The sequence below is a fragment of the Streptomyces iakyrus genome (assembly GCF_000717055.1).
GTDB classification, from domain to species: domain Bacteria; phylum Actinomycetota; class Actinomycetes; order Streptomycetales; family Streptomycetaceae; genus Streptomyces; species Streptomyces iakyrus.
Genome location: NZ_JNXI01000014.1, coordinates 37,775 through 50,856, shown reverse-complemented (window position 1 = coordinate 50,856; position 13,082 = coordinate 37,775). Strand labels below are relative to the sequence as shown.

Genomic DNA, 13,082 nt, shown 5'->3' with positions numbered 1-13,082 from the left:
AATCGGTCGGAAATTACTGTGTGACCGAACCGGATTCGTGTCACATACAGGAGACTAGGTTCGGCGGATCTCGCCTGTCCAAGACCTATACCGCGTAGTAGCCATAAGGCTCCGACTATGACGGAATGTGACCCTCCGGTAAGGTGACCTCGGAGTAAGCTTTCGTTTTCCTTCCCTGCGGGGAAACAGAAAACGGCCGGTCCGGAACAAGAAGTTCCGGACCGGCCGTCGAATGGCCGAAAAAGTGGAGATCAGGCGCGGTAGGGCCACCCGCACCGAGCGGCCACCCGGCCCAGATAGCGGGCTGCGCGACTGCCGGCCAGGGCGGTCACGGCCAGCCGTTCACGGGGCGCGGAGGCGGTGGGCAACGGGCGCCAGACGAGCTGCGGATCGTCCGTCACCGCCGTGCTCGGGCGCAGGGCCACCAGATCGCGGGTGGTCTGCAGGGCGTGCACGAACAGAGCCTGCTGGTCCTGGTCGACGGGATGCAGCACGGCCTTCCAGCCCAGCGCCGTCAGCTGCGCCGGCACGGCGTCGGCGTAGCCCGGGGCGCATCCCTCGTCGTACCAGAGGAGGCGCTGCGTGGAAAGGTCTTCCCAGGTCAGACTAAGTTGCGAGGCCAGCGGGTGCGCGGTGGGCAGGACGACGCCGAGCGGCTCGTCCCAGACGACGGCGCGGGCGAGGTGGGGCGCGGTCACCGGCAGCCGCATGATCCCGAACACGATCTCGCCGTGCTCCAGCATCTCGGGCTGCTCCGCCGCGCCCACCGAACGCATGCGCAGGTGCGGCCCGGGTCTGCTGCCGACGTGGTGCGCGCCCTGCCCGGCGAGGCCGTTCTGCACCTCCGCGAGAACCTCCGCCGGCACGCCTCCGCACACGCCGACGGACCAGAGCGCGGGGGTGGGGGCGGCGGCAGCGATGGCCGACCGGAGCTGGCCGGGAATGCTCTGGATCTCCCGGAGAAAGGCCCGGCCACCCGCCGTCAGTTCGACACCGCGGGAGCTGCGCACGAATAGCGCCGCGCCTATTCGCTGCTCCAGCCGTTTGATCTGCTGACTCAGACTCGGCTGCGATATACGCAATTCTTTGGCGGCTGCGGAGACAGTTCCGGAGCGGACCACCGCCAGGAAATACCGAAGGTGTCGCATATCGAAGTCGTCGACATGTTCGGCATGGTTGACAGCGCGCTGAATCTCCTCCTGGTGCGACTCCTCGGGGGCCACGCCGAAGGCTGCCTGCCCGAGGGGGAACGGACCGATCCTTTCATCCAGCACACTCATCTGCTTCCCTCCGTCACTTCATGGCGACCGCGACCGCGGACCGGCCTGCGACCGGGCAGCGGGCGGCCCGGCGGACCGGGACAGCATCATCATGACAGAAAAAACCTTCGGGATGGTATTTTTTACGTGTCCGAAACGACAACCTCACCGCCCGGCCATGCCCCGGCAGCCCCCGCGATCACCGGCGAGCGCGTCGAGCAGGAGACGCCACACCGCCTCCCCGGTGGGGGCGCTGCCGTACCGGTCGTCGCACTGCGAGGCGTGGAGAGTGCCGTGCAGGGAGGTCAGCAGCAGCTCCACCACCAGGTCCGGCGGATAGGGGGCCATGCCGTCCTCCTGCTGCGCCCTGCGGACGAGGCCGACCAGGTGACGCCGCACGTCGTCGAAGAGGTCCGGGGCCGCGCGGGCCAGACAGGGCAGGTCGTTGGCGAGCCGGAGGGCCGCCCTGAGCCGGATGTCCGAGCGCAGGCGCTGGGCGAGCTCCAGGACCAGCTCCTCCAGCACGGCACGGGGCTCGGCGCCCGGCACGTCCCGGGCACGCCGCATCTCCTCCCAGGCCACGCGGGACTGGGCGAGCAGGGTCGCGGCGAGGATCTCCTTGGACGGGAAGTGCCCGTAGAGGGCCCCTTTGGTCATCCCCGTCCGCCTCGCCACGTCGTTCAGCGTGGCCTTGGCGTATCCCTGCGCGGCGAACTCCTCGGCCGCAGCGTCCAGCACCTTCTCACGTGTGCGCAGCGCCCTTTCCTGTTTGGCCATGCGGGGTGCCCTCCGGTCTTGATCGAGAGCACAAACATACCCCTGGGAAGGATTCCTCCGAGGAGGCGAAAGTCGGCCGTACATCAGGGACTCACGGAGGCCGGATCCCGCCGTTGGCCTGCGGCGGAACGGGGCGGTCGACCGGTAGCCACGGGCAGCTTTCCGGGGTGTGGCCCGGTGTCGCAGGGGAGGGTCGTCCAGCCCAGCCGGGCGGCCTCGTGCCGCAGGGCGGGGGCGCCGCCGATCACGACGGGGTGGCCGACGGAGCGGAGCATGGGCAGGTCGCTGTCGTGGTCGCCGTACGCGTGGCAGTCACCGGCGCGGGCGCCGCGCTCCGCCAGGTGGGCCTCGACCGCGTCGGCCTTGGCCCGCCCGATCATCGGCCGGTCGATCTCGCCGGTCAGCAGCCCGTCATCGGTGACGGTCTGCTCGGCGCACCGTACGGCGGTGGCGCCGAGGTCCGCCGCGACGGCGTCCACGACGGGGCGCAGGGAGCCGGAGACCAGGACGATCTCGTGCCCGAGGGCGCGGTGCCGGGCGAGGGCGTGCAGTCCGGCGGTGACGAAGGCACGCTCGCCGCGGCGGTAGAGGGCGTACCAGTCGCGGGCGGCGGCCCGGAGGAGCGACAGGGGCGTGCCCGTGTAGCGGCGGTAGTAGTCGCGGTTGAGCCGGGAGCGGTCGGGCGGACCGACTGCCGCCGTGGACGTGGTCGCGGGTGGCGCCGGCTGCGCCGTTCGTCGCTGCGGGTCGTGCGGCCGACTGCCCGTGCCTGCCGCGCCGTCCTGCCGCGTCACCCAGTAGTCCCAGAAGTCGAGCAGGCTCTTCGTGGCGACGAGGGTCTCGTCGACGTCGAAGAAGGCGACCGGGACGGCTGCCGCCCGGGTCATGGCACGTCACCTCCCGCCGGGGACAGCACCGCTTCCGCGTAGGCCCGGGCCGCGGCGTCCGGGTCCAGGGCAGCGTGGGCGGCGACGGCCGTGGCGTCCCGCCAGGCGCGTTGCACGGCGCTGTCCGGGGACTGGGCGCGCAGGCCGGAGGCGTGGAACAGCGCGTCGACCGCCTCCCGGCACAGTGTGGCCGCTGCGGTGGCGTCCCTGCGGTTCTCCGCGACGGTGAGCGGGGTGATCTCGCCCCGGTCGGCGCGCTCGGCCGCGCCGGTCAGGAGCAGACCGGCGGCGTGGATCCGCGCCGATGCCCCGGCCAGCACGGTGTGGGCCGCCGGATGGGTGCGCTCGGCGGCGAGCCGTTCGCCGGTCCAGGCGCGCAGGGCCCCGCGGGCGGTTCCGAGCAGCGGAGCGGCGAACATCAGCGCCGCGACCATGGGGTACGGCACGGTGTGGCAACGGGCCGCGCCCGCACGGTTCCGCAGGAGTGCGGCGAGCGTGTACGTCCGGTGCCGCGGAACGACGACCCCCTCGCACCGCACCGTATTGCTGCCGGTGCCCCGCAGGCCCGAGGAGTACCAGGTGTCCGCCACCGTCACCTGCGCACGGGGAACGGCGAAGATCCGGTGCTCCCGCCCCTCCTCGCCGTCCGTCCAGGAGGCCAGCAGAGTCCAGTCCGCGTGGTCGACCCCGCTGGCAGGCCGCCAGGCACCGTCGAGGCGCCAGCCGCCGTCGACCGCCACCGCCGCGCCCTGGGGCGGTACCACCGCGGCGGCGATCCGCACGTCCGGACCGTCCGCCCACACCTCGCGCTGCCCCTCGGGCGGAAGATAGGCGGCCAGCCGGCCGTGCGCGGCGAACAGCGCGGCGCACCACGCCGTGGCGGCGCAGGCCTCCCCCACGTCCGCCACGCCGGCCACCAGCGGGACGAACTCCCCCGCCTCCCCGCCGAACCGGCCGGGCACGAAGTGACGCGGAAAACCCGCGCGGGTCAACGCCTCGACGGCATCGGCCGTGAGGGCACGCCGCTCCTCCGCGACCGGGGCGTCCCGGCGGGCGGTCGCCGTCAGGGCCGACAGGTCACGCAAGGGTGTGCGCAGGGCGGTGCGCTCCGGGTCGTCGATCAGCATGCGGCCCCCGTACGGTGGCGGGCACGGCCGGGCGTCCCGCACCGGATGCGGGCCCGGGCGAGCGTGCGGTCGCCCTGCGTGGCGGTCAGGTGGACGAGGCGGGCGTGCTCGTCGTGCGCCTCCCGGGCCCCCGCCCCGCGGGGCTCCAGGGTGATGGCCACCGGCAGGTCCGGTTCGCCGAACGAGTCGTACGCCACGGTGAGTCCACCGATGTCCCGCACCCCGGCCGGGCCGGCGGCGCCGTGGGTGGCCGCGACGCCGGCCGCTTGGCGGAAGGCCTCCACGAGGGCCATGCCCGGTATGTGGTCCGACGGGTGGTCGAAGAGGACGGGGTGGCCGGCGTCCAGCCGCAGCCACCACCGGCCGGAGCGCTCCGTGTCGGAGGCGAGGAGGACGTCGCGGTCGCGCCACAGCCCGACCCTGGCCGGTGGCAGCGGGGCGGCCCCGGCGGCAGCGGCGTGGACCGGCCCGGACACCACGGGTGGCTGGGCGGCGCCGCGCTTGCGGAGGACCGCGTATCGGCGTGCCTCCATGGCCTCCCAGAGGACTCGCGCCCGGCCGGCTGCCCGGCCCGCCCCCCACACCGTCGCGTCCAGATCCAGGCAGGCGCGGCGGGGGTTCTCTGCCCTCCGCCGGCAGCGCGCCTGAAGCGTCACGTCGGCCGAGGGCGGCAGCGGCTCGTCGAGTTCGACGGCGACCTCGCCGAGGACGAAGGGGTGCCCGAGGGGGATGTCGTGGAAACGGTGGGACAGATGGATCGCCGCCTGCCGAGCCGCCTCGGCCAGCAGTACGGGGTCCAGGACCCCTTCGCCGGGGTGGTCGGCGGTGATGAACTGCTCGCGGGGTAACCGGGCGGCGACCGCGAACCTGTCCTCGCCCAGGTGCCGGGCGTCGGTCAGGAGCACTTCCGTGGAGGCGGACTTGTGCACGGATTCGCGGGTTACGGGGCGGTCGTAGCGGAGCGCGCCACCGGGAAGACCCGGGGTGTGGAGGTCCGGCGGCGCGGCGGGGGACGGTACGCAGTGCAAGGTTCTGTTCCCTTTCGGGTCGCGGAAGCAGGGGTGAGCCCGCTATGGTCCCGTCGTTCACGGGAAGCGACGCGAAAAAGATACCTTCCAGAAGGTATCGAAGCCGAGATTGTTTTGAGCCAGTACGGCCGGAACGATTCCATCTGCCCCGGCCGAACACATCCGCCCGCTCCGGCCGAGGCCGCCGAGTCAGAGGAACCGAGCATGTCCGAGCCGCAGCCAGCCATCGCCGCGTTCGCGCCGAGGAAGTTCGTCACCAGGAGGGGGCCCGACCCCAAACAGGAACGGTCCGCGCGCACCAGGTTGCTGGTGCTCACCGCGGCGTCCGAGCTGTTCGCCGAGCAGGGATTCCGGCACACGTCGGTCAAGGACGTGGCCGACCGCATGAAGATGACGAAGGGCGCGGTCTACTTCCACTACCCCTCCAAGGAGGCACTGGCCGTGGCGGTGGTGGAGGAGCACTACGCCCGGTGGCCGGCGCTCCTGGAAGAGGTCCTGACGGAGGGATACGGGCCGCTGGAGACGGCGGAGCAGATGCTGGCGCGTGCGGCGGTGTCGTTCCGGGACGACATCGTCGTACAGGCGGGGGCGCGTCTGCAGATAGAGCGCCCGCACATCGACGCCGAGCTGCCGACGCCGTACGTCGACTGGACCGAGCTCCTCGCCTCGCTGCTCGTCGCGGCGCGGGACGGGGGTCAGGTGCGGGAGGGCGTCTCGCCGGAGGCGGCGGCGAGGTCCCTGGTCTCGGCGTTCTTCGGCGCCCAGCACATCTCGGACGTGCTCAGGGGACGCGCGGACGTGGTGGAGCGCTGGACGGAGACGAGCGAACTGCTCTTCCACGCCATCCGGGCCCGCTGACCCGGGGCCCCGGAAGCGGCTCCGGGCGCCGGGGCGCACCACCCGTGCGTGGCGGTGCTCCGCGGCCGAAGCCGTGGAGCACCGCCACGCGGGTACGCCCGGGGACCCGGCGCCGGCGCCGACCCGTCACACCGGCTCGGCCACCCGGCGCCGGCCGGAGAGCACGACGAGTCCGCCGACGACGGCGAGGCTCATCAGGACGGTGCCGAAGAGGGTCGCGCCGGTGGGCAGGCCCACCGCGTCCATGAGGTAGCCGGTGGACACCGGCAGGAGGCCGGCGGGGATGTAACCGCCCACGTTCAGCGCGGCGTTGGCCTCGGCCAGGCGCTGCGCCGGGACGGTGGAGTTGAGCAGCGACAGACCGCCGAGCTGGCCCATGCCCTGGCCGGCCCCGGCGAGCAGGGCGGAGGCGACGAGCAGCGCGACCGACGAGGCGTGCACGGCGGCGATCAGCGCGGCCATGCTGAGGGTGGTGCTGATCGCACCGGCGGTCAGGATGGTGCGCCGGGGCAGCTTCTGCACGGCGAACTGGACGCCGGTGGCGGCGAGGAACATGACGAACGCCATGGCTCCGGCAACGATCCGGCTGGTGGTGCCGAGCAGTTCGGTCAGCAGGGTGGGGCCGAGCGACAGCACGAAGGACGTGGCGGTGATGCCGGGGGCGAACACCGCGATGCCCAGGGCGAGATGGATGCCGTTGCCGTGCGGCACGCCGGGCACGCGCACCCAGGCGCCCTTGCCGCGGCCCGCGGGACGGCGTACCGGCATGCGCAGCACGGCGAGGACGGCCGTGAGCAGCAGGACCGCCTCGACGACGAAGACGGTGACGGTGGGAGCCGGGAGCGTCTCGGACAGCAGGCCGGCGAGCAGCGGGCCGAGGCCGGCCCCGAAGACCATCGCGCAGGAGGCCAGCAGCGCGGCCAGCCGCTTCCGCTCCGGGCCCGCCACGTCCGTCACCGCGGCCATTCCGGCGGAGACGACCGCGCCGACGGCGATACCGGTGAACAACCGGGCGACGATCAGTGCGACGACCGTCGTGGCGGTCGCGAAGATCGCGCATGCGGCCAGGGCGAGCGCGAGGGCGGGCAGCAGCACGGGCTTGCGTCCCAGCCGGTCGGAGACGACGCCCGACACGAGCAGCGAGCCGAGCAGTCCGACGATGTAGAACGCGAAGACGACGGTCAGCGTGCCCTTGGAGAACCCGATGTCGCGCTGCCACAGCACGTACAGCGGGGTCGCCGCGTTGGACAGCACGAAGACGGCGGTGACCGGCCAGGCCGCCAGCCACACCCACCAGGTGGGCGTGCGGGCCGCGGCGGCCCGCTCCGGCGGTGCGGGCGTGGCCGGCTTGGGCACTGCGGCCTGCTCTTCGTCCACCTGCTGTTCGTCCACCGTCCCGGCGGACGAGGTCCGACTCTCCGACATGGGTTGCTCCCTCGGCAAGCTAAGTACGAGTCCGTTCGAACTTAACATGCAGTACGATTAAACTCGTACATAGGATTTCGGTTATAGGGAGTTGCCTATGTCTGCGACGGTTCGACAGGCGCCGGTCATCAAGGTGGTGCCGGAGCCGGAGAACCTGCCGGAACCGCTGCCCGAGCCGGCGGTCGGGGAGTTGCGGCTGGAGACCGTGCTGGGCGCGCTGAGCGACCCGCTGCGGCTGCGGATCGTGCGCAAACTCCTGCTCGACTCGGAGGCGTTCGACCACTCCTGCGGCTGGTTCGGCCTCGACCGCCCCAAGTCCTCCCTCACCCACCACTTCAAGGCCCTGCGCGAGGCCGGCATCACCCGCCAGCGCCAGTACGGCCTGGAACGCCGCAGCCACGTCCGCGTGGACGACCTCAACTCCCGGTTCCCCGGGCTGGTGGACCTGGTGGCGGCCTGGACGCCGCCGGACACGCCCTGAACCAGGGCCTGTTCTCCCGGCGGGTGAGGCCGCCGCCCCGATACGGTTCCGGGGTCGGGCCGCGCGGGACGGGGGGCAGGTCGCCATGGGCATACGCGGGGAACTGCGCGGGTGGTGGGACCGGGGCCGGGTGCTCGCGGCGGCCCATCCGCTTCTGGTCGACATCGGCGTCGCGCTGCTCGTCCAGGGCGCCATGACGATGCCGTTCCTCGTGCCGCGTGCGCCCGGGCTGCCGCCGGCGACCTGGGCCGCGTACGGGCTGAGCACGCTCACCGTCGTGCCCCTGGTCTGGCGCAGGCGCGCTCCGCTCGCCGTGCTGTTCGCGATGCTGGGCACCAGCCTGCTGTACCGGCTGACCGTCGACGGGCCCGGGCAGCCGCTGCCGTACGCCGGGCTGGTGGTCACGTACACCATCGCCGCGCTGGCGGGCCCGACGCGGCGGCTCCTCGCCGGGCTGGTGCTGGTGGTGGCCGTGCCGGTGGGCGTCTGGCTCAACACCCGGTCGGCGCGTGAACTGACCTTCTCCGTCTTCGTGTTCGCCGCCGCCTACGTCTTCGGGCGGCTGACCGACGCCCGGCAGCGGGCCCACCGCGTCGAGGCCGAACAGGCCGCCTCGCGCGAACGGGCCCGGATCGCGCGGGAGATGCACGACATCCTCTCCCACGCCGTGAGCCTGATGATCGTGCAGGCCGAGGCCGGACCGGTCGCGGTACGGGCCGCGCCCGAGCGGGCCGAGGCCGCCTTCGACGCCATCTCCGCGACGGGGCGGGACGCCATGGCGCAACTGCGTCACATGCTGGGGGTACTGCGGGACGGCGCCGACGAGGGCGACGGCACCGCACCGCGCGAGCCGCAGCCCGGGCTCGCCGCGCTGCCCGGCCTTCTCGACCGGGTGCGCGGGAGCGGGCTCGACGTGGTGTACCGGACCGCGGGGGACACCGGGCCGGTGGCCGACGGGGTCGGGGTGACCGTCTACCGGGTGGTCCAGGAAGCTCTGACCAATGTCGTCAGGCACGCGCAGGCGCAGACCGTGACCGTGGAACTGAGGTGGAGGGGGAACGAGTTGGAGGTCGCCGTGATCGATGACGGGCGAGGGGCGCAGGCCGTGTCCCGCCGGGGCGGGCACGGGCTCGTCGGCATCCGCGAGCGGGCCGCCGCGCACGGGGGCGACGCGGTCGCCGGGCCGGGAGCGGACGGGCACGGTTTCGAGGTGCGGGTGCGGATTCCCCTCTCCGCCGCGGCGGAGGTGGGGACGTGACGATCCGTGTCGTCGTCGCCGACGACCAGGAACTGGTGCGCAGCGGCTTCGCGATGATCCTGGACGCGCAGCCGGACATCGAGGTCGTCGCCGAGGCGGCCGACGGCGGCGGGGCCGTCGACGCGGTGCGCCGGCACGCGCCCGACATCGCCCTGCTCGACATCCGTATGCCCCGCACGGACGGCATCGAGGCCTGCCGGGCGATCAGCGCGGCGAGCGCCTGCCGGACGGTGATGCTGACGACGTTCGACTCCGACGAGTACGTGTACGACGCGCTGCACGCGGGCGCGAGCGGCTTCCTGCTCAAGGACGTCCGCCGCGACGACCTCGTGCACGCCGTGCGGGTCGTCGCCCGGGGTGACTCGCTGCTCGCCCCCTCGGTCGCCCGGCGGCTGGTCGAGCAGTACACCCGGCCCGCCACCGCCCGGGCCCGCCGGCCCGATCCCCGGCTTGACGTCCTGACCGCCCGGGAGCGCGAGACGCTGCTGCTGCTCGCGCGCGGCCTGTCGAACGCCGAGATCGCCGCAGAGCTGGTGGTCAGCGACCACACCGTCAAGACGCACGTCGGCAATGTGCTGGCGAAGCTGGGCCTCCGGGACCGCATCCAGGCCGTGATCTGCGCCTACGAGACCGGCCTCGTCGCGGCCGGTGATCCCCCGCCCGGGGGAGCGGCCGGGTCCGGGCCCTCCCCCGCGCCGGCGAGGAAGTGACGCCACAGGCCCACCGGCGCGGGCGATCCGTGGGACGGCACGGCTGCGGAGGATGAGGACGTCGCACAACGTCGCCTCATGTCAACGGAGTTCGCCATGAAGATGCGTACCAGCCTGCTGGCCGCCGCCGTGCTCGTCGCGGGGCTCTCCGTGGGGCCTTCCGTCCTCCCGGCCGCCGCCACCGCCCCCGCCGCGTCGACGGCCGCGCCGTCCTCCCCGGGCCCGGCCCTCGAAGCCGCCATCGCGGGCCTTCCCCGCGCCGACGCCACCGCCGCCCTCGTGCGGGTCGGCGGCAAGGAGGGTGTCTGGCACGGCAGTTCGGGTGTGCACGATCTGCGGACCGGGCGGCCCGCCGATCCGGCCGCCCGCTTCCGCGCCGGGTCGGTCACCAAGGTCTTCACCGCCGCGGTCGCCCTGCAACTGGCCCAGGAGGGACGGCTGGACCTCGACCGCAGCGCCCGCTCCTACCTGCCGGAGCTGATCCCGGCGTCGTACGGGGGCGTCACCGTCCGGCAGCTCCTCAACCACACGCACGGGATTCCGGCCCCCGACTTCCCCGGCACCACCGTCGAGGAGGCGTACGCGAACCGTTTCCACATCCACGACCCCGAGGACATGGTCCGCTCGGCGACGGCGAAGAAGCGCGAGTTCGCGCCCGGCGAGCGCCAGCACTACCTCAACATCGGCTACACCGTCGCCGGCCTGCTCATCGAGCGCGTCACCCACGACTCCTACGAGCGCCAGGTCGCCCGGCGGGTGCTCGGGCCGCTCGGGCTGCGGAACACCTACCTCCCGGGGGCCGCTCCCCGCATCGCCGGGCCGCACAACCACGGCTACCAGACAATGCGCCTCGACGACGGCACGACCGGGCTCCGGGACGTCTCCGTGTGGCGGGCGACGGACGGATGGGCGGCCGGGGACATCATCTCGACCACCGCCGACCTGGAGCGCTTCACCGACGCCCTGTTCAAGGGCCGGGTCGTGCGCGGACCGCTGCTGGAGGAGATGTTCACACTGCCGGAGGTGACCGACATCGGGACGGGGGAGCCGGCCGCCTACTCCGTCGGTCTGTCCATGAAGGTGCTCGGCGGACGCGAGGTCTGGGGCAAGACGGGCGGACGCTGGGGATACAACGCCGCCATCGCCTCCACCCGCGACGGCTCCCGCACCCTCGTCTACAGCGTCAACTCCACCGACGCCAAGGGCCAGGGCATGAACAGGACCGCCGAGACCGTCATGGTGGCGGCCTACGGCAGGCCGTAGGGCCCCGCGTCACGCCGGCGCCGCCCGTACGAGCCCGCTCTGGTACGCGATGACGACCAGCTGTGCGCGGTCCCGGGCGTGCAGCTTGGTCATGGCCCGGTGGATGTGCGTGCGGACGGTCAGCGGGCTGAGCGTGAGGTCCTCGGCGATCTCCGTGTTGGACCGGCCCTCCGCGGCCAGCGCCATCACCTCCCGTTCGCGGACCGTGAGGCCGGCGAGGCGCTCGGGGGACGCGAGGCCGGTGCCGGGGGCCGGAGCCATGAGGAAGCGGGTGATGAGGGAGCGGGTGGCGACGGGCGACAGGAGCGCCTCGCCGGAGGCCACCGTGCGCAGACCCGTCAGGAGGGTGTCGGCGGTGACGTCCTTGCCGAGGAAGCCGCTGGCGCCCGCGCGCAGGGCCTGGGCGACGTAGTCCTCGGTCTCGAACGTGGTCAGGATCAGGACGCGGGTGGCGGACAGCTCCGGGTCGGCGCACAGCTCGGCGGTGGCGGTGAGGCCGTCGGTGCCGGGCATGCGGATGTCCATGAGGACGATGTCGGGGCGCAGCTCGCGGGTCAGCTCGACCGCCTCGGCGCCGTCGGAGGCCTCGGCGACCACCTCCATGTCCGGGCAGGAGTCGATGAGGATGCGGAACGTGGCCCGCAGCAGCGCCTGGTCGTCGGCGAGCAGCACCCTGATGCTCATGCGGTGGTTCCTTCCGCGAGGTGGACGGAGGGTTGCAGGGGCAGCGCGGTGGTGACCTCGAAGCCGCCCTGGGGGCGGGGGCCCGCGCACAGCTCGCCGCCGATGGACAGGGCGCGTTCGCGCATGCCCATCACGCCGAAGCCGCGGCCGCGGGCGGCCTCCGGTTTGCTGGGGCCGTCGTTGCTGACCGTGATCAGCAGCCGGGAGCCGGTGTAGGTCAGCAGGATGCGGGCGGCCTCGGCCGTGGCGTGCTTGGTGACGTTGGTGAGGGCCTCCTGCACGATCCGGTACGCCGTCAGGTCGACGCCGGGCGACAGCGGCTGCGGCTCCCCTTCCGTGTCGACGGTGACCTTCAGCCCCGCCGACTCGCACGCCGAGACCAGCTCGGGCAGCCGGGACAGGCCGGGGGACGGCTCCAGTCCCAGGGAACTGGGGGCGTCGTCGTCGCGCAGCAGGCCGAGCGTGGCCTTCAGCTCCCGCAGCGCGGAGGACGTGGTGCCGGTCAGGTCGGTGAGGATCTTCTGGCTCTGTTCGGGGCTGGTGAGGGCGAGGTGTGCGGCCGTTCCGGCCTGGGCGTTGGCCAAGGCCATGTGGTGGGCCACCACGTCGTGGAGCTCCCGGGCGATGCGCACCCGCTCCTCGGTGACCCGCAGGCGGGCCTCCTCCTCCCTGGTGCGCTCGGCGTGTTCGGCCCGGGCCTGCAACGACCGGAGGTAGGCGCGCCGTAGCTGCGTCATCTTGCCGGCGGCGAGCGGCAGCATCAGCCAGAAGATCGGGCCGATCGTCCTGAGCAGCAGCGAGACGTGGTTCATGGAGCCGGAGAACACCGCCGCGAGCGTCACGGCCAGCAGGGTCGACAGACCGTGGATGCGGGTGACCCTGCGGTCGGTTTGCGCGGCCAGCCAGTAGAGGGCGGCCATGACCGGTGCCAGCAGCAGGGGCGTGACCAGGTAGCCGAGTCCGACCGCGGTCACCGTGCAGGCCCCGGCCACGACGACGGCGGTGCGCGGGTGGGTGCGGTGCTTGAGCAGGACGAGGCAGGCCACGCCCATGAGGGCGGTGGCGGTCTTGTCATGGTCCGGCGGTCCGGCGCCGGGCATGGTGAGCGTGGCGCCGAGGGCGGTACAGCCCATCAGTCCCAAAACCATCGCCAGATCGACGAGGAACACGTGGCGTGCCGAGAATTGCTCGAGGCGATCCTGGTACCGCCGCTCCAGACTGATGTTCATCGGGCTCTCCGGTCGGTGGGGCTGGAACCATCGTGGTCGACGGCGGGCCGCAACGCCCCGGGGGCCGCCCGTGTCCTTCGCCACGGGCGGCCCTGG

At 73.0% G+C, this 13,082-nt stretch carries 13 protein-coding genes; 5 read left to right on the top strand and 8 right to left on the bottom strand.

From position 1 onward, the window contains the following. Positions 1 to 251 precede the first annotated feature (251 nt). The 5 genes from OO68_RS21500 to OO68_RS21480 all read right to left on the bottom strand — a co-directional run bounded on the left by OO68_RS21500 (position 252) and on the right by OO68_RS21480 (position 5,078). The gene (locus OO68_RS21500) at positions 252 to 1,148 is read right to left on the bottom strand and encodes a LysR family transcriptional regulator (protein ID WP_063739332.1); all 897 of its coding nucleotides are present in this window, start codon (positions 1,146 to 1,148) and stop codon (positions 252 to 254) included. Between the two features lie 276 nt (positions 1,149 to 1,424). Beyond that, on the bottom strand, positions 1,425 to 2,036 hold the full coding sequence (locus OO68_RS45570; RefSeq protein ID WP_051814752.1) for a TetR family transcriptional regulator: 612 nt from the start codon (positions 2,034 to 2,036) through the stop codon (positions 1,425 to 1,427). Between the two features lie 83 nt (positions 2,037 to 2,119). Beyond that, positions 2,120 to 2,923 carry an HAD family hydrolase gene (locus OO68_RS21490; RefSeq protein ID WP_051814751.1) on the bottom strand — a complete coding sequence of 268 codons (804 nt, stop codon included), beginning with the start codon at positions 2,921 to 2,923 and terminating at the stop codon, positions 2,120 to 2,122. After that, the gene (locus OO68_RS21485) at positions 2,920 to 4,050 is read right to left on the bottom strand and encodes an acyl-CoA dehydrogenase family protein (RefSeq protein WP_051814750.1); all 1,131 of its coding nucleotides are present in this window, start codon (positions 4,048 to 4,050) and stop codon (positions 2,920 to 2,922) included. The genes OO68_RS21490 and OO68_RS21485 overlap by 4 nt, the downstream gene beginning before the upstream one ends. Beyond that, positions 4,044 to 5,078: a ScbA/BarX family gamma-butyrolactone biosynthesis protein gene (locus tag OO68_RS21480; protein WP_051814749.1), complete on the bottom strand. Its 1,035-nt coding sequence runs from the start codon at positions 5,076 to 5,078 to the stop codon at positions 4,044 to 4,046. Before OO68_RS21480 ends, OO68_RS21485 begins: the two co-directional genes overlap by 7 nt. A gap of 204 nt (positions 5,079 to 5,282) precedes the next feature. On the opposite strand from OO68_RS21480, the gene OO68_RS21475 reads away from it, so the two are divergent. Then, complete coding sequence (locus OO68_RS21475; RefSeq protein ID WP_033310044.1) at positions 5,283 to 5,936, top strand: ScbR family autoregulator-binding transcription factor; 654 nt, start codon at positions 5,283 to 5,285, stop codon at positions 5,934 to 5,936. A 126-nt stretch (positions 5,937 to 6,062) separates the two neighbouring features. On the opposite strand, the gene OO68_RS21470 is transcribed toward OO68_RS21475, so the two are convergent. After that, complete coding sequence (locus OO68_RS21470) at positions 6,063 to 7,361, bottom strand: MFS transporter (protein WP_245237095.1); 1,299 nt, start codon at positions 7,359 to 7,361, stop codon at positions 6,063 to 6,065. Positions 7,362 to 7,458: 97 nt separating this feature from the next. On the opposite strand from OO68_RS21470, the gene OO68_RS21465 reads away from it, so the two are divergent. From OO68_RS21465 to OO68_RS21450, 4 genes are all read left to right on the top strand, one after another. After that, a complete protein-coding gene (locus OO68_RS21465) occupies positions 7,459 to 7,842 on the top strand; it encodes an ArsR/SmtB family transcription factor (protein ID WP_033310043.1) in 384 nt (127 codons plus the stop codon). 85 nt (positions 7,843 to 7,927) lie between these two features. Further along, positions 7,928 to 9,100, top strand: coding sequence for a sensor histidine kinase (locus tag OO68_RS21460; RefSeq protein ID WP_033310042.1), 1,173 nt, complete (start codon positions 7,928 to 7,930; stop codon positions 9,098 to 9,100). Beyond that, positions 9,097 to 9,810, top strand: coding sequence for a response regulator (locus OO68_RS21455; RefSeq protein ID WP_033310041.1), 714 nt, complete (start codon positions 9,097 to 9,099; stop codon positions 9,808 to 9,810). The genes OO68_RS21460 and OO68_RS21455 overlap by 4 nt, the downstream gene beginning before the upstream one ends. 96 nt (positions 9,811 to 9,906) lie before the next feature. Next, a complete protein-coding gene (locus OO68_RS21450) occupies positions 9,907 to 11,073 on the top strand; it encodes a serine hydrolase domain-containing protein (RefSeq protein ID WP_033310040.1) in 1,167 nt (388 codons plus the stop codon). A 9-nt stretch (positions 11,074 to 11,082) separates the two neighbouring features. On the opposite strand, the gene OO68_RS21445 is transcribed toward OO68_RS21450, so the two are convergent. Further along, positions 11,083 to 11,757, bottom strand: coding sequence for a response regulator transcription factor (locus tag OO68_RS21445; RefSeq protein ID WP_033310039.1), 675 nt, complete (start codon positions 11,755 to 11,757; stop codon positions 11,083 to 11,085). Beyond that, positions 11,754 to 12,986 (bottom strand): sensor histidine kinase, encoded by a 1,233-nt coding sequence (locus OO68_RS21440; protein ID WP_033310038.1) that lies wholly within the window; start codon positions 12,984 to 12,986, stop codon positions 11,754 to 11,756. The genes OO68_RS21445 and OO68_RS21440 overlap by 4 nt, the downstream gene beginning before the upstream one ends. Positions 12,987 to 13,082 lie beyond the last annotated feature (96 nt).

What these genes read in the sequence shown, in the direction of transcription:
- OO68_RS21500 (WP_063739332.1), bottom strand. Translation starts at nt 1,148, where the DNA reads ATGCGACACCTTCGGTATTTCCTGGCGGTGGTCCGCTCCGGAACTGTC.
- OO68_RS45570 (WP_051814752.1), bottom strand. Translation starts at nt 2,036, where the DNA reads ATGGCCAAACAGGAAAGGGCGCTGCGCACACGTGAGAAGGTGCTGGAC.
- OO68_RS21490 (WP_051814751.1), bottom strand. Translation starts at nt 2,923, where the DNA reads ATGACCCGGGCGGCAGCCGTCCCGGTCGCCTTCTTCGACGTCGACGAG.
- OO68_RS21485 (WP_051814750.1), bottom strand. Translation starts at nt 4,050, where the DNA reads ATGCTGATCGACGACCCGGAGCGCACCGCCCTGCGCACACCCTTGCGT.
- OO68_RS21475 (WP_033310044.1), top strand. Translation starts at nt 5,283, where the DNA reads ATGTCCGAGCCGCAGCCAGCCATCGCCGCGTTCGCGCCGAGGAAGTTC.
- OO68_RS21470 (WP_245237095.1), bottom strand. Translation starts at nt 7,361, where the DNA reads ATGTCGGAGAGTCGGACCTCGTCCGCCGGGACGGTGGACGAACAGCAG.
- OO68_RS21465 (WP_033310043.1), top strand. Translation starts at nt 7,459, where the DNA reads ATGTCTGCGACGGTTCGACAGGCGCCGGTCATCAAGGTGGTGCCGGAG.
- OO68_RS21460 (WP_033310042.1), top strand. Translation starts at nt 7,928, where the DNA reads ATGGGCATACGCGGGGAACTGCGCGGGTGGTGGGACCGGGGCCGGGTG.
- OO68_RS21450 (WP_033310040.1), top strand. Translation starts at nt 9,907, where the DNA reads ATGAAGATGCGTACCAGCCTGCTGGCCGCCGCCGTGCTCGTCGCGGGG.
- OO68_RS21445 (WP_033310039.1), bottom strand. Translation starts at nt 11,757, where the DNA reads ATGAGCATCAGGGTGCTGCTCGCCGACGACCAGGCGCTGCTGCGGGCC.
- OO68_RS21440 (WP_033310038.1), bottom strand. Translation starts at nt 12,986, where the DNA reads ATGAACATCAGTCTGGAGCGGCGGTACCAGGATCGCCTCGAGCAATTC.